We start from the raw sequence: 16932 nt of genomic DNA on the forward strand, positions 1-16932 counted from the left end.
CATGAGCTGAAAGTTCTCAAATTCGCTTTCAGCTTACCGAGTATCATAGAAGATCTATGTTTACAGAGATTTTTTCACAGGCTCTCTTTATGTGATAGCCCCGTTTATGTTACTTAATTTTCATATGTGTAAATATACATCATAAGTCGCCCAAAATGCATATATTTTATTATATGGTATTACAATAAGTGATTCTTTTTTCCTAATTCGGTGATATATTCTACAGATACTTTCGCGTACTTTGCTATGGCTTCTTTCGCAACGCCATCTTGCAGCATCGCCAATATCATCATCGTTTCTTTCTTTTTTGCCCCCTTTTCTTCTCCTGTTTTCTCGCCTTCGGCAAACATTCTCTTTAATTCCATCGCTAGCGTCATATACTCTCGCCTCGTTTCATCGTGCTGTTTCACACGCCGTACTTCCTTATCCACTTCCTGCACAAACACACCTTCGGCCGCCTTGCCGTCTACGTACCGCAAAAATGCCCGCACGTCTGGGTCAAGGGTTGGACTGTCGCCCTTACTATTTAGAAATATTTTCGTCGCCTCGTCATTCAGTTCTATGCCCTCTTGCTCTACGCAACGATTTCTGAACGTGTACATCGGCAATCCCTGATCAAAAGCGTCAAACGTACAGATAAATATAATATACGCTGGGTTCAGCTTACTGTAATCGTCGCCCTTTTCCAGAACGTCCATATCAATCATAGCCTGATAATACCGCGTCCGCTTGGCGAGGCCGTTTTCCTTTTCATTGGTGCACTGCATTTCGATGTCGAATACCTGTCCCGTGTTGTCTTTGACATAGACATCCAAGCGTATGCTTTTGCTGTCCAGCCGAATATCAATGGTTTTCTCCGTATCAGGATAGGTAATGTCAGCTATCTTGATTTGCAGAATCTTTTTGATTAAATACTGACACAATCGCTTGTTGCGCATGACCTTTTGAAATAAAAAGTTATCCTGTATAGTCAGTTCTTCCCAATCTTTGATCCGCTTCACGGCATCGTCTTCTTCTACTTGGATTATACCAAACAAGTGTACGCCTTGGCAATAAACAACGTATGCCTAATAGGAATACGCAAATAAAATAAAGATGCCTGCACGCGCAGGCATCTTATACTGGATTACAGCAAATGATTCCTGTTTCCCAACGTCGTCCTATAGGCCAACGGCCTTCTCCGTATCGGGACAAGAAACTCTGTCCGATTCTTCGCTATGCGTTTTCCCTGTTTTAGGGGGAACGTTGTAATCTAAGTGGGACACCTTCATTTTTACTTCATATCATGCTTTATGGCGTTGTTATATTTTTCCGTGTCGTGCAGTACTGGTACGGCGCTGTATTTCTGTATGGGTTCTGTGACGAAAAGTATGATATAATAAAACCTATACGGATTAGGTTTTTGAGGTTTTGACAAAAGGATGTAAGGTATCATGCTGTATAATCCCTTATTAGATACGTTTGTGTGCGTCGCTGAAGCGGGCAGCTTCAATAAAGCGGCGGAGGAGTTGTTTATTTCGGCTCCCGCCGTGATTAAGCAGATCAACAGCCTGGAACAGGAGGTAAGGCTTCGCCTGTTTGTGCGGACGCATCGGGGTTTAACGCTGACGGAAGCGGGCAAGTCGCTGTACAAGGATGCCCTATATATGCGGAAGTATTCTGACGGCGCGCTGGACCGGGCCCGCGTCATGGCGCGTCAGGAAGGCCCCTGCATCCGCATTGGCACGTCCCTCATGACGCCTGTCGACATTTTGCTGGAGCTATGGCCGCGCATATATAAGCAGATTCCCGACGTCAAATTTCAGGTCGTGCCCTTTGACAACACGCCGGAAAACGCCAGGGAGATTTTGCGGAATCTGGGCGAGCGCATCGATATCGTCGCCGGCGTGTTTGACGAGGGCATGCTGGCCTATCATCCCTATTGCCGGACTATCGAGATTGCAGACGTGCCGGTTTGCGGCGCCGTCAGCCTGGATCATCCCTTAGCGAGGAAGGAACGGCTATGCTGGTCTGATTTGGCTGGCGAGACGCTGTACATGATCAAGCCCGGCTGGTCTACGACGATGGACGCGCTGCGGCAGACGATTGAACGGGACTATCCTGATATTCACATTCAGACCTTTGATTTTTATAACGCCCAGGTATTTAATGCCTGTGAAAACGGCCATGCCGTGCTCATCGCCTTTCCCTTCTGGAAGGCCGTGCATCCGCTGCTGAAGATTATTTCCATCGACGAGGCCGGCAGCATGCCCTATTGTATTGTGCACAGCCCGAAGCCAAACGACACGACGCAGCGTTTTTTAGACGCTGTCACTCATATTGTGAAGACGCCTGTATAAACCAATCGTTTATACGGTAAAACTAACCGAGACTTCTGTGGGAGTCCCGGTTTTTTTATACTATAAATATCAGGAGGGGAGGTTGATACCGATGAAATCAATATGGATTACAGCCGCCGTCATGGCAGCGATGGCGGCAAGTCCTGCTTCTGCCATGAAGCCGGTGACGATCGCAGACCAGGGCAGCTTTATGGCCGGCGGAACGGTCGTCACAGCTCCGGGAGCCTACGGCGGCAATACCAATCCGCTGAATCGGGCTGGACAGACGCTGCACGGCGACCACGCCTACGTGTTTTATCAGATACCGGCTCAGGCCCACAATACGGCGCTGGTTTTCCTGCACGGGTACGGCCAGTCCGGCAAGACCTGGGAAACGACGCCTGATGGTCGCGACGGATTTCAAAATATTTTTTTAGAAAAAGGCTATAAGACATATATTGCAGACCAGCCGCGGCGCGGCAGAGCCGGCCGGTCGACGGAGCCGCAGGCTATCGGCGCTGTGCCTGACGACCAGCTGTGGTACAACAATTTCCGTATTGGCCAGTGGCCGCAGAAATTTGACAATGTCCAGGTCAGGGATGATGCGGCGTGGCGGGATCAGTTTTTCCGGCAAATGACGCCCGATACGGGAGCCTATGACGAAGCCGTTATCAGCGACGCCATGAAAGCTGTGTTTGACAAAGCCGGCGACGGCGTGTGTATCACCCATTCTCAGGGAGGCGGGCCGGGCTGGCGTACGGCCATAAAGAGCAGCCATGTCAAAGGAATTATCGCCCTCGAGCCGGGGACATTTTTCTTTCCCGAAGGGCAGGTTCCTCCCGTAGAGGAGACGACGAGCCCCTTTCCGGCGGCCGGCGTAGGCGTTCCGATGGACGACTTCATGAAGCTGACCCGAATTCCCGTGCTGGTGCTGTACGGCGGCAATATCCCGGTAGAGCAGACGCCTGTCTGGGGATTGGACAACTGGCGGGTGCGCTTAAACCTTGCCAAGGCCTGGGTCGACGCGGTGAACCGCTGCGGCGGCGACGCGACGCTTATCTATTTGCCCGATATAGGGATATACGGCAACACGCATTTTCTCATGTCGGATTTAAATAACCGGGACGTCGCCGATGTCATGGAACGGTGGATGAAAGAAAAACATTTTGATTAATATGGATTGATAAGGAGCGAGAGAGTATGAACTATATTACCTTAAATAACGGCGTAGAAATGCCTGCCGTCGGCTACGGCGTCTATCAGGTTTCGCCGGACGAATGCGTGCGCTGCGTCGAAGACGCCCTGCATGCAGGGTACCGACTCATCGATACGGCGCAGTCCTATGACAATGAATACGAAGTAGGGCAAGGGCTGCGGCAGTCCGGCGTCGTGCGCGGCGACATCTTTTTGACGACGAAAATCTGGATTGCCAATGCCGGATACGAAAAGGCGAAGGCGTCGATTGACGATTCCCTGCGCCGTCTCCAGACTGATTATATCGATCTCATGCTGATTCATCAGCCCTTCGGCGACTATTACGGAACGTACCGGGCCATGGAAGAGGCGTATAAGGCCGGCAAGCTGCGGGCTATCGGCGTATCGAATTTCTTTGCCGACCGCCTTATCGACTTGTGCCATAATGTGGAAGTCATGCCGGCAGTGAATCAGGTAGAAACGCACGTATTCCATCAGCAAGCGGAGCTGCACGCTATTATGGACAAGTACGGCGTCGTTCACGAATCCTGGGGTCCCTTTGCCGAAGGCCGCAAGGATTTCTTTGCCCATCCTGTGCTGCAGCGCACCGGCGCGGCTCACCACAAGACGGCAGCCCAGGCGGCGCTGCGCTTCCTCCTGCAGAAGGATATCGTCGTCATTCCCAAGTCGGTCCATAAGGAGCGCATGGCCCAAAATCTCGATATTTTCGATTTTTCTTTATCGGACAACGAAATGAAGGAGCTCGAAGGACTGGATGAAAAGGAAAGCCTGTTTTTCTCTCACTACGACCCGAAGATGGTCGAATGGTTTTATGACATGGTAAAGGCCCGGAAGCTGCGGAAGTAGGGGCGGAACGGCAGAAAAAAAGCCTTGCCGCAAGGCAGGGTCTGCTGTGATCTATTAAAGGGCGCCGTCGATGATGGCCTCAGCTATTTTTTCTCTGTCGGCGTCGCAGATGGTAAGCTCGCCTGACTCTAGGGCTTTTTGGTAGAAATTGCGTTTCCACCGCAGCGTTGCCAGGATTTTCTGCAAGTCGGCGATTTGCTGCTCTATTTCTTCCTGCTTGCGGACGAATAGTTCGTAGCGTTTTTGGACGGACGGGAAGCCTTCTTCACACCAGTCGATGTACTGGCTGATGTCCTGGAGGCTCATGCCGGCCTTTTTCAGGCATTCGATGGTGTTGAGCATGACGACGTCTTTCTGCGTGTAGACGCGGCGGCCGTTGGGCAGACGCTTGATATGGCGCAACAAGCCCTGGTCTTCGTAATAGCGGAGCGTCGGTGTGGAAATATTCATTTTCTGCGCTAATTCGCCGATGGTGTATTCCATGAAATGTCACCTCGTTTATCGTAACATCATTGCATTTCCTATTGACATCAAGTTGACTTGAAGTTTTAAACTGATTATATCAAAGGCGAGAGATATTGGCAACGTACATTTCTTTCGCTGCGAGACTTATAACCATAGAAAATCTAAAGTATCGGGAGGCATGTATTATGAAAACGTATAAAAAAGCATTGCTGTGCGCTTTACTGGGAACGGCCGCGATGGGCGTCGGCTTTACGCCGGCTTATGCCGCGGCGGCGAACGCCGTACCGACTATCGGCACGCGTCGTTTACCTGTATTTAACGAGCAAAGCGGCCAGGCGAAGACCTTTGCCAATGTGCCGGTAGAAGATGTCGTCAAATACAAGGGCAATCCGTACGGCCTTGTCTACGACGGGGCTATTAAGGAAAATGTGCCGGGCCAGGTCAATATTCATCCTATTACGTATGACCTGAACGGCATTCAGATCGCCGCTAACGTTTATACGCCGGCGAACTACGACCCCAATACATCTTATGCAGCCGTCGTCGTCGCCCATCCGAACGGCGGCACGAAGGAACAGGTCGCCGGCCTGTACGCCCAGCTGCTGGCTGAACAGGGATATATCACGATTGCCGCCGACGCGTCCTACCAGGGAGCCAGCGGCGGATATCCCCGCCATACCGATAAGCCCCAGTACCGCGTCGAAGATATTCACGGCATGGTCGACATTATTTCCCTCTATCCCGGCGTAGATGAAAGCCGCATCGGCGCGCTGGGCATTTGCGGAGGCGGCGGCTATACGCTGAAGGCCGTCCAGACAGACCCGCGCGTCAAGGCCGTGGCGACGCTGAGCATGTTCAACAGCGGCATCGTCCGTAAGGACGGCTACGGCGCGACGACCCCTGACCCGGCCGTAGCGCAGAAGACCATCGCCCAGGCTGCGGCGGCCCGTCAGAAAGAAGTGACGACGGGACAAATCGACTATACGCCGCGGACGGAAAAAGTCCTTACGCCGGAACAGGCCGACAAGCTGCCCTTTGATTTATACCATGAAGGCTATTATTACTACGGCGTCAATTACGCCCATCCCAATTCGACCTTTACCTATACGGTCAGCAGTTTGATGGATTTGACGGCCTTCGACGCATCGCATAACATGGATTTGATTCATCAGCCCTTGCTCATGATTGCCGGGGAAAAGGCCGACTCGCTGTACATGACGCAGGACGCGTTTTCCAAGGCGACGGGGACGAAGGATAAAGAGTTGTTCCTCGTGCCGGGAGCGACGCATATCCAGACCTACTGGGTACCGGAATACGTCGATATTATTTCTCAGAAGCTGATGAAGTTTTTTAACGCCCATCTGCAGCAAGAAGACAGAACGCAGCGTGTTGACATTGCGACGAACGGCGCGATATTATGAATACATGCGTCGTGGGGCGGCCGCCTTGTGCAGTAAGGCCGTCATCACGGCGAACAGCAGCAATAAGGGAGGATATGTCTTATGAACAGAAAAAAATTAGCAGCGCTTATCGTATCCGCCTTAACGGCGATTACCGTCACGGCCTGCGCAACGCCGCAGAAGGAAGCTGAAACGGCTTCGGCTCCGCAGTCGAGAGGGATTGCCGTCGACGCCGACGCCTCGGCGTCCATCAAGGGAGCCGCCGTGCCGGAAGCGAAATCCAACGGTCAAAGCCGCGTTGCCGTCGTGTATTTCTCCGAGCCAGAAACGGCGCAGAAGTACGACGTACAAGGTTCGACGCAGTACGTGGCCCAGGTGATTCAGGATAAGACGGGAGCCGATATATTCCGTATCGAACGGCAAGTCGATTATCCGACGGATCACGACGCCCTGACCGACCAGGCGAAGAGCGAACGGGAGCAAGGTGTTCATCCGGCCATTAAGGATACTATCGGCGATTTGAGCCGGTACGACACGATTTTCTTGGGCTATCCTATTTGGTGGTACGACGCGCCTATGCCGGTGTACACCTTCCTGGACAATTACGATTTGTCCGGCAAGCAGGTATACGTCTTTGCGACGCACGGCGGCAGCGGGCTGACGGGAACGGTGGAACGCCTGCAGGCAGCCGAGCCGGGCGCGCAATTCGGCAGCAGCGCCTTTGCTGTATACCGCACGGATATTGCGTCGACGTCGCCTATTTACGCCTGGTTAGGAAATTTGGGATATAAATAATTGTGCAGATGGGAGCGAAGGAGTATGAAACAACGATTGCTTTTCTTAATGTCCCTGTTCGTCCTGATGACTGTCGGCGGCGCGGCTTTCGCGGCAGCTCCGGCGGAGGATAAGGTGCTGTCGCCTCGGCAGGAGTCGATCGTCGTCATATCGGCCTTTGCTGCCCAAGGCGATTTGGAAAGCTTGAAGACTGCTTTGGCTGACGGATTAAACAATGGCCTGACGGTCAACGAAGAAAAGGAACTGCTGGTACAGCTCTATGCTTATGCCGGATTTCCCCGCAGCTTGAACGGACTGAATACGCTCATGACGGTGCTGGAAGAACGAAAGGCTCGCGGCATTACCGATACGATGGGGCCTGACGCCGACCCAGTCGATCCGAACCGAGATCGTCACGCCATTGGCGATGCGAACCAGACGAAGCTTGTCGGCCACCCGGTCAAGGGGAACGTGTATGAATTTTGCCCGACGATCAGCGATTTTCTGAAGGAGCATCTTTTCGGAGATATTTTTGAACGGACGGTTCTGATGTGGAACGAACGGGAACTGGCTACCGTATCTATGCTGGCAGGCATCGGCAACGTCAACGCTCAGCTGGCGTCTCATATGAACGTAGCTATGCATAACGGCGTGACGGGTGATCAGCTGAAAGCTATGGCGAAGCTGCTGGGACAGCGCGTCGGCAAGGCGGCAGGCGATAACGCCATGACGGTAGCAAAAAGAGTATTAGGCGAATAAACGATAGGAGAGACGGAATATGAAAGTCATCTTAGTCAACGGCAGCCCGCACGAAAAGGGCTGCACCTATACGGCCTTGGACGAAGTCGCGAAGACATTGCGCGAGGAAGGCGTAGAAGCGGTGCATTTCTGGATCGGCAATCAAGCCGTCCGCGGCTGCATCGGCTGCTGCCGATGCGACGACCTGCACCGTTGCGTATTCGACGACGATAAGGTCAACGAATTTTTGAAGCTGGCCGGAGACTGCGACGGGTTTGTCTTCGGCTCGCCTGTCCACTGGGCCGCCGCCGGCGGAGCCATTACGTCCTTTATGGACCGGGCCTTCTACGCCGGGCAGCGCCGGGAAGATATGCCCTTTTACCTGAAACCTGCGGCAGCCGTCGTCTCAGCCCGCCGCGCCGGCACGACGGCGACGTACGACCAGCTGAATAAATACTTCGGCCTCATGCAGATGCCGATTATTTCCTCGCAGTACTGGAATATGGTTCACGGCCGCTGTCCTGACGACGTGCGGCAAGACGCCGAAGGGATGCAGACCATGCGCACCCTGGCTCGAAACATGGCCTTCTTCTTGAAATGCAAGGAAACGGCCCTGCAGAACGGCGTGTCCCTGCCTAAGCGGGAAGAACAGATATACACCAACTTCATACGGTAACGCCTCGAAACGGGCGCGGCGCTCCAGTTATGCGGCCGAGACACCGCGCCCCCTTTCTTTTTTCCTAAGGGTCTCTGCTGGTTAAACCATGCCTGAATTGTATTTCTTAACAAAGAATACAAGTATTGGACGATGGTTCCGGCGGGACGTATACTGGAACCATAGAAAGGAACGACGAGAGGAGGGATCCGATGACCATTGACGAAGTATGCGAACGGTACTGCATTCCCAAGAGCGTACTGGAGGAATACGAGAAGCTGGGCTTGTGCAGCTCTGTAAAATGCGTTATGGGCCAATGGCAGTACGACGATATGGATGTAGAGCGGCTGAGCCTGATCATGACCCTTCACGACGTAGGGTTTACGAACGAAGAGGTAGAGGCGTACATGGGCCTTCTCTTGTCCGGCGGCGACACGCGGGAAGCGAGGCTGAAGATGCTGGACAAGCTGCGCCAGCAGGCTGTCGACGAAATCCATTTCCATCAGAAAAAATTGGACTGGCTCGATTATCTGCGCTATCAAATCCGTCAGCATAAGGAAAAAGTTTTATGACGAGGAGGAAAGAGAGTATGAGACTGGTCAAGCAGTATCTAATGGCCGGGGCCGTTGCCCTGACCGTCCTGTCGCTGACGGCCTGCGGCTCGGCGGCGGAGAGTAGGGGTTCTTCCACTCGTCCGGCAGAACAGGCAAAGGCTGCGGCACAGCAAACGCCGGCGGCGGAGCAGATCGTCCGCGTGACGGACAGCCAAGGAACGACGCTGACCCTGCATTTGAACGGCAGCCCGGCGGCAAAGGACTTATGTGCTCAGCTGCCTCTGGATATTGCGGTGGAAAACTACAGCACGAATGAAAAGATTTTCTATCCGCCGAAAAAGCTCAATACGGCCGATACGCCTATGGCTAAGCCGAAGGTGGGCATGGTAGCCTATTACGCGCCGTGGGACGACGTCGTATTGTTCTACGCGCCTCTGAACGGCGGCGAGCTGTACGAATTAGGATATGTAGAAGAAGATGCCGGCCAGATTGAGAAGCTGAGCGGCACGCTCCATATCGAGCAGGTACATCCATAGGGAGGGGGATATCATATGGAGTATACGAAATTAGGCAATACGGATATTACGATTTCCAAGCTGTGCCTCGGTTGCATGAGCTTCGGTGACAGGGCCAGCCAGATGCACGCCTGGACCTTGAATCTGCAGGACAGCGAAGCTATCATCAAGCACGCCCTGGATTTGGGCATCAATTTTTTCGATACGGCAAACTGCTATTCTGCCGGCACGAGCGAAGAGTATCTGGGCCGGGCTATCAAACGCAACGCGGCCCGGGACAAGGTCGTCCTGGCGTCGAAGGTCTATTTTAACGACGGCCATTTATCCAAGGAGGCCATACAACGGGAAATCGACGGCACCCTGCGCCGTCTCGGCACGGAGTATCTCGACTTGTACATTATTCACCGCTTCGATTACGGCACGCCTATAGAAGAGACGATGGAAGCTCTGGACAGCCTGGTCAAGGCCGGTAAGGTGCGGGCCTTAGGCGCGTCGGCCATGTACGGCTACCAGTTTTACAACATACAGCTGGCGGCGGAGCGAAACGGCTGGACGCCTTTCTCGTCCATGCAGAATCACTACAGCCTGCTGTACCGCGAAGATGAACGGGAACTCATTCCCATCTGCAGCCAGATGAACGTATCCCTGACGCCGTACAGTCCCTTGGCGGCAGGACGGCTGGCGCGGCCTGAGTGGAAGGCTGATACCCTGCGCAGCCAGACCGACAAGGTCGCTGTAGAAAAGTACGACAGTACGCAGGTCATGGATTCGCGCATCGTCAAACAGGTGCAGGACATCGCGGCGGAACACGGCGCGACGATGACCCAGATCGCATTGGCCTGGCAGTTTGCCAAGGGCGTGGCGTCTCCTATTATCGGCGCGACGAAGATGAGCTACTTAGACGACGCGGCCGGCGCATTTGACGTGACGCTGACGGAAGACGACATGGCGCGGCTGGAACAATTTTACCTGCCCCATAAAGTCGTCGGCGCCCTCGACGAAGGCAAGCCGTCGCCGTCGGTGCTGGCGGCCAACGTTGGGACGTAAGGGAGGCGGTTGGCATGGAACGGCGGGAATTTTTGAAATGGACCGGAGCCGGCGCCCTGACCTTGTTTCTCAGCGGCTGCGGCAATATATTGACCCGGGCCGAAAGCGCGTCCGGTATCGTTGGAGGAGGTAAGCCTATGAATATCGTCGTAGTGACGGGAAGCCCTCATAGAGAGGGAACGTCGGATGTATTAGCCGACCGGTTTATCGAAGGAGCCCAGTCGGCAGGGCACAATGTATTCCGCTTTGACGCGGCCTTTGAAGATACGCATCCCTGTCAGGGCTGCGACCACTGCGGCATGGACGGCGACTGTATCTTTAACGACGCTATTTCGCAGAAGCTCATGCCGAAGATGCTGGAAATGGATTTGATCGTGCTGGTCACGCCGCTGTACTATTACGGCATGTCGGCTCAGCTCAAGACCGTCGTCGACCGCTTCTATTCGCGGACGGGACGGCTTCACGGCAAGAAATCCATTCTCATGGCTACAGCATGGAACAGCGCTGACTGGACGATGGAGGCCCTCGTCCACCATTATGAAACGCTCGTGCGCTACATGGAATGGACCGACGTCGGGCAAGTATTAGCCGTCGGCTGCGGCTACAGGGCGCTCATCGAGCAGTCCCAGTTCCCCGACCAGGCCTACCGCCTGGGGGCCAGCTTATAAGCTTATACATGTATTATTCTGTACCTGATAGGGAGGTCTTGAAATGAACTTTTTGAAGATGCAGAAAAAAGTTGCCGCTATCGTTGCGGCAGCTATGATTACGACGACATTAGTACCGATGGGAGCGATTGCAATGGCAGAAAATCAAACGGAAAAGAAAGCAGTAAAAATTGTACAGACAGCGGGACGGGATCAGCTCGGCACATTTGCCCCGGAATTTGCCCGTTACAACGACGATATTTTATTTGGTGAAGTCTGGTCGCGCAACGATAAATTATCTCTTCGTGACCGCAGCATCGTGACAGTGTGCTCGCTTATCGGCTCAGGCGTTATCGACAGCTCGCTGAAATATCACTTGGCGACGGCTAAGAAAAATGGCGTAACACAGGAAGAAATGGCAGAAATCATTACGCAGCTCGGTTTCTATGTCGGCTGGCCGAAGGCCTGGGCGGCCTTCAACATGGCAAAGGAAGTATACGCCGAATAAGCTGGAGTAATGGCATTTTTTACAAGAGTATATCTTGACATAAAGTTAACTCTAGCGTTTATAATGAAAAATAATTAAAGTATATAGATACAATACATTTATATACGATGGATATGCAAAGGAGTGACTTTATATGAAAGATTTGTCGAGACGGGATTTCTTCAAATTGGCTGGCGTGACGGCTGCCGGCGTGGCTTTATCTGGTACAGGCCTGACAGAGTTGCTGGCCCAAGCTCCCGTCGTCGGGGCGGCCGACGTGACGGGTAAAGCGACGGCGGGCTCGCGGGCCAAGGTATACTTTACGAAGTACATCGACGCGGCCCATCTGATTCAGCTGTACGATAAGATCAACGAAGGCATTTACGGCAAGATAGCCGTCAAGCTCCACACCGGCGAAAAGCACGGCCCGAACATCCTGCCGCGGGATATGGTAAAGGAATTCATGGCTCATATTCCCGACAGCACGATCGTCGAAACGAACACGCTGTATGCCGGCGACCGCTACACGACGGAAGGCCATCGGGAAACGCTGAAAGTCAACGGCTGGACTTTCTGTCCCGTCGATATTATGGACGAATTCGGCGACGTCAATCTGCCCGTCCGCGGCGGCAAGCATTTGAAAGAAGTCGCCATGGGCGGCCACATCGTAAACTACGACTCCATGGTCGTTCTGACCCACTTCAAGGGCCACGCCATGGGCGGCTTCGGCGGCTCCATGAAGAATATCGCCATCGGCTGCGCGTCGGGACAGGTTGGCAAGCGGCAGGTTCACGGCGTGACGGGTACGCCGCCGGAAGACTGGGGTGCCTGGCCGGCGAAGGAGCATCTCATGGAGCTCATGGCCGATTCGGCGAAGGCGACTGTCGATTATTTCGGCAAGCACATCGTGTTTATCAACGTCATGCGCCGCATGTCCGTCGACTGCGACTGCGCCGGCACCAGCGCGGCGGAGCCGACCATCCCCGATATTGGCATCGTAGCCTCGACGGATATTCTTGCCGTCGACCAGGCCAGCGTCGACTTGGTATACGGCCTGCCGTCGAGCCAGAATCATGACTTGGTGGAACGCATCGAATCGCGCCGCGGCCTCCATCAGCTGCAGGCCATGCGCGACCTCAAGATGGGCAACGACCAATACGAGCTGATTTCTATTGACTAACTATGCAAATTTCGTTTGCAGAGAAAGAAGGATATACGATGGATGAAAAAGAAAAAGCAGGGCTGTTCGGCTTAGGCCAGACGAACGACGCCTATGCCCAGTATTTTGTCGGCCAGAGCTATTTGAATTTGCTGACAAAGGATCGTTTGGTTACGGCCAACGTCACCTTTGAGCCGGGCTGCCGCAACAACTGGCACATTCACCACAAGGGCGGTCAGATTCTCTTGTGCACGTCAGGCCGCGGTTACTATCAGGAATGGGGCAAGGAACCGCAGGAACTTCATCCCGGCGACATCGTCAACATTCCGCCGGAAGTGAAGCACTGGCACGGTGCGGCTCCCGACAGCTGGTTTGCCCACGTGGCCATCGAAGTACCGGCAGAAGGGGCGTCCAACGAATGGTGCGAACCTGTCGATGCCGAAGCATACAATAAGTTAAAATAATACTTTTTGCTAAAGGAGAATGACTGATGAAAAAGATAATGCCTTTTCTCATGACGACGCTGGCGGCTCTGTCCTTTGCGGCTGCGAGCCCTTCACAGAGCATGGCTGCCGATACGGTTCAGCCGGTTCAACGCGCCGCCATGTCCGAAGCCGAAGCCGGCGCAGGTATGTTCGGCCTCGGCAAATCCAACGACGCCTACGCCCAGTATTTCATCGGCCAGAGCTATTTAAATCCCCTGACGACAGAGGGCCTGTCTATTTCCAACGTCACCTTTGAGCCGGGCTGCCGCAACAACTGGCACATCCACCATAAGGGCGGCCAGATCCTCTTGTGCACGTCGGGACGGGGCTATTATCAGGAATGGGGCAAGCCGGCTCAGGAGCTTCATCCCGGCGATGTCGTCAACATTCCGCCGGAAGTGAAGCACTGGCACGGCGCAGCTCCGGACAGCTGGTTTGCCCACATTGCCATCGCTGTGCCGGCTGAAGGCGCGTCTAACGAATGGCTTGAAGCTGTAGACGACGCCCAGTATCGTCAGCTGAAATAGGAGTGAGATAGGATGAAAAAATTAGTTATGATGATAGTAACGGTCTTTGCGGCCCTGATGCTCGTCGGCTGCGGCGCGTCGAAAAGCGGCTCGGCCAGCGCGGCGGCTCCCCAGGCGAAGGCGGGAGCTATTGCTGATACGATAGACGGCGGCCTGCAGGGCAAGAAGGTCCTCGTAGCCTACTATTCGTGGAGCGGCAATACAAAAGCCGTTGCCGAACAGATTCAGCGGGAAACGGGCGCCGATATCTTCTTTATCCAGCCGCAGACGCCATATCCCGGCGATTACCGCGAATGCGTCGATATTGCCAAGAAGGAAATGAATGAAAACGCCCGTCCGGCTGTCGCCAATACGGTAGACAACATGGATCAGTACGACGTCGTGTTCGTCGGCTACCCGATTTGGTGGGGCAAGGCGCCGATGTTCGTGTACACCTTCCTGGAAAGCTACAATTTCCAGGGCAAGACTGTCGTTCCCTTCTGCACGACTGGCGGCACGCCTATCAGCGGCAGTATGGCCGATGCGCAGAAATCGGCGGCAGGGGCGCAGCTCGTGCGGGGCAGCGATTCGTCCGACCCGGCAGCCGTGTCGAAATGGCTTAAGGATATTCACGCCGTGCAATAAGCAGATGAGCGCATAGAAATGGAGGGGAAACGATGAAAGGAATAGCTTTATTGAGCGGAATCATCGGAGCGGCCGTCGTCGTTTCCGCCTTCTGTGCTTTTGGGCCGGGCAGGGCCGACGCGACGGAAGAGCAAGTCGTCGTCATTGCGCCGATCCAGCCGGCCTATGCCCGTCAAATAGACGTGGCCTTTGAAGGAGGCCGGGCCCGTGTCGGCTTGCTCGACGAAGAAGCGGCGATGGAATTTGCCGAACGGCAGCCCTTGTCCATCCAGCTGGAGCGGAAGCCCGAGCGGATTGTCGTAGCCGGCGTGCCTGACGGCGTTTTCCAAGGAACTCGCGGCGGAGTAGAAGCGCCGGTCATCGGCGACGTCGTCCTGGACGTCCAGGCCAAAGAGGTATATATCTGCTGCCGCGATATGGACGCGTCGGACGGCCGCGTTCTCTTGGGACACGTCACGTCCGGCATCGAGCCGCTGTCGCGCATGGACGGCGCCTTTGAAGCCTTCGCCATGGCGGCGGAAGATTTGTAAAGTTTTTGCGGCGGCGCTTTTTTATTTTTGCAGGCCGTGATACAATAAAGGCGACGCTTTTATAAAGAAAGAGGGACACACCATGCATTTAGGCGCACAGGAATTGATAGTTATCTTATTGATTGTCTTGATCTTGTTCGGCGGGAAAAAAGTCGCCGGCCTGGGAAAAGCGATGGGGACGAGCCTGCGCGAATTCAAGGAAGAAGTCAATAAGACGAGCGACGCCGTCAAAGACGGGGCCGACGCGGTGAAAGCCGAAGCGTCGGAAGCAAAGCAAGCGGCCGAAGGGGCCGTCAAGGCGGAAACGACAGACCGAAAGAACGAAGCAAACTAGACGGGAGCACGACGATGTATTGGAAGACGACGTATCTGTCGCCTGTAGGCGAATTAACCTTAGCGGAAAAAGACGGCTGCCTGGCCGGACTGTGGATCAAAGGGCAGAAATATTATCTGGCGTCCTTGGACGAGGACGATGTGTCCGACGGAGAAACGCCGACCTTGGCTAAGGCGAAGGGCTGGCTTGACGAATATTTTGCCGGCCGCCGGCCGTCCATCCTGGCCTTGCCCTTAGCGCCTCAGGGGACGGCCTTTCAGCGCTGCGTGTGGCAGCTCCTGTGTCACATTCCCTATGGGCAGACGAAGACGTACGGCCAGATAGCCGAGGAAGCGGCAGCGCTGCGCGGGATACCCTCGTCCGCCCGGGCCGTAGGAACAGCTGTCGGACATAATCCTATTTCCATCATCATTCCGTGCCACCGCGTCGTCGGCGCGAAGGGCCGCCTCACAGGCTATGCCGGCGGCATCGATAAGAAAATACAGCTCTTAGCGCACGAAGGGGCCGACATGGAGCAGCTTCACCGATAACTGCATATATGCGAAAAAGCAGCTTGCCAAAGGGACAGGCTGCTTTTTTGTCGTGGTTAGGAGAAGGCTTCGATAAATTTTTCCGCCAGGGACGAGAAATACCGGTTTTTCATCCAAATGGCGGTCAGGCGCGTATAGAGCCGCGGCTCGTCGATGATTTTTACGTGCAGACGCGAGTGCGTCGCCAGCGTGAAGGCCGATTGGGGAAGGATGGCCATGCCCAATCCGGCGTTGGCCCACAGGAGGCTCGTGCGGGCGTCGTCGCTGCGGCAGAAGATTGTCGGCGTCATGTTTTGGGCGGCGCACGTATCCTGGACGAGCTGGTCGAAGCGTCGGTAAATGATGAGGGGCTTGTCGTCCAGTTCCTTTAGGGAAACCGTATCGCGGCGGGGACACCAGTCCAGCTCGTCGGTCAAGGCCAGGACCATGGGCTCTTCGCTGAGGAATTTGTAGTGAAAGGGCTCGTAATTGAAGGGCGTGCGGACGATGCCGATTTCGATGAGGCCCTTCGTCAGGAGGTCGATGATCTTGAAGGTATTGCCGTCGTATACCTCGAAGCGCACGCCGCAGTACTGGCGGTGAAATTGCTGCATAAAGGGGCGGAGGATGACGCTGCCTGACGACGATACCATGCCGATAGACAAGGTGCCGTAGACGCCTTCCTTGAAGTCCTTGATTTCCCGCAGCGTCGAATCGGACAGGTTGATGATCTGCTGGGCCCGGCGAAACAGGATTTTTCCGGCGTCGGTTAGCTCCGTCTGCCGGGAGCCGCGCTTGAACAGGGCGACGCCTAGCTCGTCTTCCAGATGCTTCATCTGCTGGCTCAAGGGCGGCTGGGCCATGTGCAGTTTTTTAGCCGCCGCCGTGATTTGGCCTTCTTCGGCGACGGTAATAAAGTAAAGTAGTTGGCGAATGTCCATATAAGGCACCTCTTTATATATGATTTTCATATGTATGGGCAATAAAACCAATATTTTTAATAGGTTAATTGTAAAATGAATTTGAACAGGTAATCAAAAAACAAAAATCCATAGTGAAGCTTCATGTTAAAATGGTTTTGCGAGAAATCATCAACAAAGGAG

General features: G+C 54.2%; 22 protein-coding genes. 19 read left to right on the plus strand and 3 right to left on the minus strand.

Annotated elements, in window-relative coordinates; translation table 11 throughout:
- Positions 1–179: 179 nt before the first annotated feature.
- Positions 180–1001 (minus strand): Rpn family recombination-promoting nuclease/putative transposase, encoded by an 822-nt coding sequence (locus OCV58_RS11630; RefSeq protein ID WP_154877932.1) that lies wholly within the window; start codon positions 999–1001, stop codon positions 180–182.
- A 432-nt stretch (positions 1002–1433) separates the two neighbouring features.
- Between OCV58_RS11630 and OCV58_RS11635 the strand changes: the two genes are divergently transcribed.
- The 3 genes from OCV58_RS11635 to OCV58_RS11645 all read left to right on the plus strand — a co-directional run bounded on the left by OCV58_RS11635 (position 1434) and on the right by OCV58_RS11645 (position 4379).
- Positions 1434–2339 (plus strand): LysR family transcriptional regulator, encoded by a 906-nt coding sequence (locus OCV58_RS11635; protein WP_154877933.1) that lies wholly within the window; start codon positions 1434–1436, stop codon positions 2337–2339.
- Between the two features lie 91 nt (positions 2340–2430).
- Positions 2431–3492, plus strand: a complete 1062-nt coding sequence (locus tag OCV58_RS11640) for an alpha/beta hydrolase (RefSeq protein ID WP_154877934.1) — start codon at positions 2431–2433, stop codon at positions 3490–3492.
- A 26-nt stretch (positions 3493–3518) separates the two neighbouring features.
- Positions 3519–4379, plus strand: a complete 861-nt coding sequence (locus OCV58_RS11645) for an aldo/keto reductase (RefSeq protein ID WP_154877935.1) — start codon at positions 3519–3521, stop codon at positions 4377–4379.
- Between the two features lie 54 nt (positions 4380–4433).
- Here OCV58_RS11645 and OCV58_RS11650 read toward each other — a convergent pair whose 3' ends face one another.
- Positions 4434–4862 (minus strand): MerR family transcriptional regulator, encoded by a 429-nt coding sequence (locus OCV58_RS11650; protein ID WP_154877936.1) that lies wholly within the window; start codon positions 4860–4862, stop codon positions 4434–4436.
- A gap of 167 nt (positions 4863–5029) precedes the next feature.
- On the opposite strand from OCV58_RS11650, the gene OCV58_RS11655 reads away from it, so the two are divergent.
- The 16 genes from OCV58_RS11655 (at position 5030) to OCV58_RS11730 (ending at position 15850) form a co-directional block, all read left to right on the plus strand.
- Complete coding sequence (locus OCV58_RS11655) at positions 5030–6265, plus strand: alpha/beta hydrolase (protein WP_267312917.1); 1236 nt, start codon at positions 5030–5032, stop codon at positions 6263–6265.
- 81 nt (positions 6266–6346) lie between these two features.
- Positions 6347–7039: a flavodoxin gene (locus tag OCV58_RS11660; protein WP_154877937.1), complete on the plus strand. Its 693-nt coding sequence runs from the start codon at positions 6347–6349 to the stop codon at positions 7037–7039.
- Between the two features lie 24 nt (positions 7040–7063).
- The gene (locus tag OCV58_RS11665) at positions 7064–7777 is read left to right on the plus strand and encodes a carboxymuconolactone decarboxylase family protein (RefSeq protein ID WP_107195882.1); all 714 of its coding nucleotides are present in this window, start codon (positions 7064–7066) and stop codon (positions 7775–7777) included.
- Positions 7778–7796: 19 nt separating this feature from the next.
- A complete protein-coding gene (locus tag OCV58_RS11670) occupies positions 7797–8432 on the plus strand; it encodes a flavodoxin family protein (RefSeq protein ID WP_154877938.1) in 636 nt (211 codons plus the stop codon).
- 191 nt (positions 8433–8623) lie between these two features.
- Positions 8624–8983, plus strand: coding sequence for a MerR family transcriptional regulator (locus tag OCV58_RS11675; protein ID WP_154877939.1), 360 nt, complete (start codon positions 8624–8626; stop codon positions 8981–8983).
- Between the two features lie 17 nt (positions 8984–9000).
- Entirely contained in the window at positions 9001–9501 is a 501-nt protein-coding gene (locus tag OCV58_RS11680) for a cyclophilin-like fold protein (RefSeq protein ID WP_198947426.1), read from the plus strand.
- A gap of 15 nt (positions 9502–9516) precedes the next feature.
- Positions 9517–10527 carry an aldo/keto reductase gene (locus OCV58_RS11685; protein WP_154877940.1) on the plus strand — a complete coding sequence of 337 codons (1011 nt, stop codon included), beginning with the start codon at positions 9517–9519 and terminating at the stop codon, positions 10525–10527.
- Positions 10528–10541: 14 nt separating this feature from the next.
- The gene (locus OCV58_RS11690; protein ID WP_154877941.1) at positions 10542–11195 is read left to right on the plus strand and encodes a flavodoxin family protein; all 654 of its coding nucleotides are present in this window, start codon (positions 10542–10544) and stop codon (positions 11193–11195) included.
- Positions 11196–11238: 43 nt separating this feature from the next.
- Positions 11239–11682 (plus strand): carboxymuconolactone decarboxylase family protein, encoded by a 444-nt coding sequence (locus OCV58_RS11695; protein ID WP_267312918.1) that lies wholly within the window; start codon positions 11239–11241, stop codon positions 11680–11682.
- Positions 11683–11815: 133 nt separating this feature from the next.
- Positions 11816–12841, plus strand: a complete 1026-nt coding sequence (locus tag OCV58_RS11700) for a DUF362 domain-containing protein (RefSeq protein WP_154877942.1) — start codon at positions 11816–11818, stop codon at positions 12839–12841.
- A 38-nt stretch (positions 12842–12879) separates the two neighbouring features.
- Positions 12880–13284 (plus strand): cupin domain-containing protein, encoded by a 405-nt coding sequence (locus tag OCV58_RS11705; RefSeq protein ID WP_154877943.1) that lies wholly within the window; start codon positions 12880–12882, stop codon positions 13282–13284.
- Positions 13285–13310: 26 nt separating this feature from the next.
- Positions 13311–13832 carry a cupin domain-containing protein gene (locus tag OCV58_RS11710; protein ID WP_232818780.1) on the plus strand — a complete coding sequence of 174 codons (522 nt, stop codon included), beginning with the start codon at positions 13311–13313 and terminating at the stop codon, positions 13830–13832.
- A 12-nt stretch (positions 13833–13844) separates the two neighbouring features.
- The gene (locus OCV58_RS11715) at positions 13845–14456 is read left to right on the plus strand and encodes a flavodoxin (protein WP_154877944.1); all 612 of its coding nucleotides are present in this window, start codon (positions 13845–13847) and stop codon (positions 14454–14456) included.
- A 32-nt stretch (positions 14457–14488) separates the two neighbouring features.
- Positions 14489–14986 carry a cyclophilin-like fold protein gene (locus OCV58_RS11720; RefSeq protein WP_154877945.1) on the plus strand — a complete coding sequence of 166 codons (498 nt, stop codon included), beginning with the start codon at positions 14489–14491 and terminating at the stop codon, positions 14984–14986.
- Between the two features lie 82 nt (positions 14987–15068).
- Positions 15069–15320, plus strand: a complete 252-nt coding sequence (locus OCV58_RS11725) for a twin-arginine translocase TatA/TatE family subunit (protein WP_087477135.1) — start codon at positions 15069–15071, stop codon at positions 15318–15320.
- 14 nt (positions 15321–15334) lie between these two features.
- Complete coding sequence (locus tag OCV58_RS11730; RefSeq protein ID WP_087477134.1) at positions 15335–15850, plus strand: methylated-DNA--[protein]-cysteine S-methyltransferase; 516 nt, start codon at positions 15335–15337, stop codon at positions 15848–15850.
- Positions 15851–15906: 56 nt separating this feature from the next.
- On the opposite strand, the gene OCV58_RS11735 is transcribed toward OCV58_RS11730, so the two are convergent.
- The gene (locus OCV58_RS11735) at positions 15907–16770 is read right to left on the minus strand and encodes a LysR family transcriptional regulator (RefSeq protein ID WP_095629829.1); all 864 of its coding nucleotides are present in this window, start codon (positions 16768–16770) and stop codon (positions 15907–15909) included.
- Between the last annotated feature and the right edge of the window lie 162 nt (positions 16771–16932).

The sequence above is a fragment of the Megasphaera stantonii genome (genome assembly GCF_025567065.1).
Classification (GTDB): Bacteria; Bacillota; Negativicutes; order Veillonellales; family Megasphaeraceae; genus Megasphaera; species Megasphaera stantonii.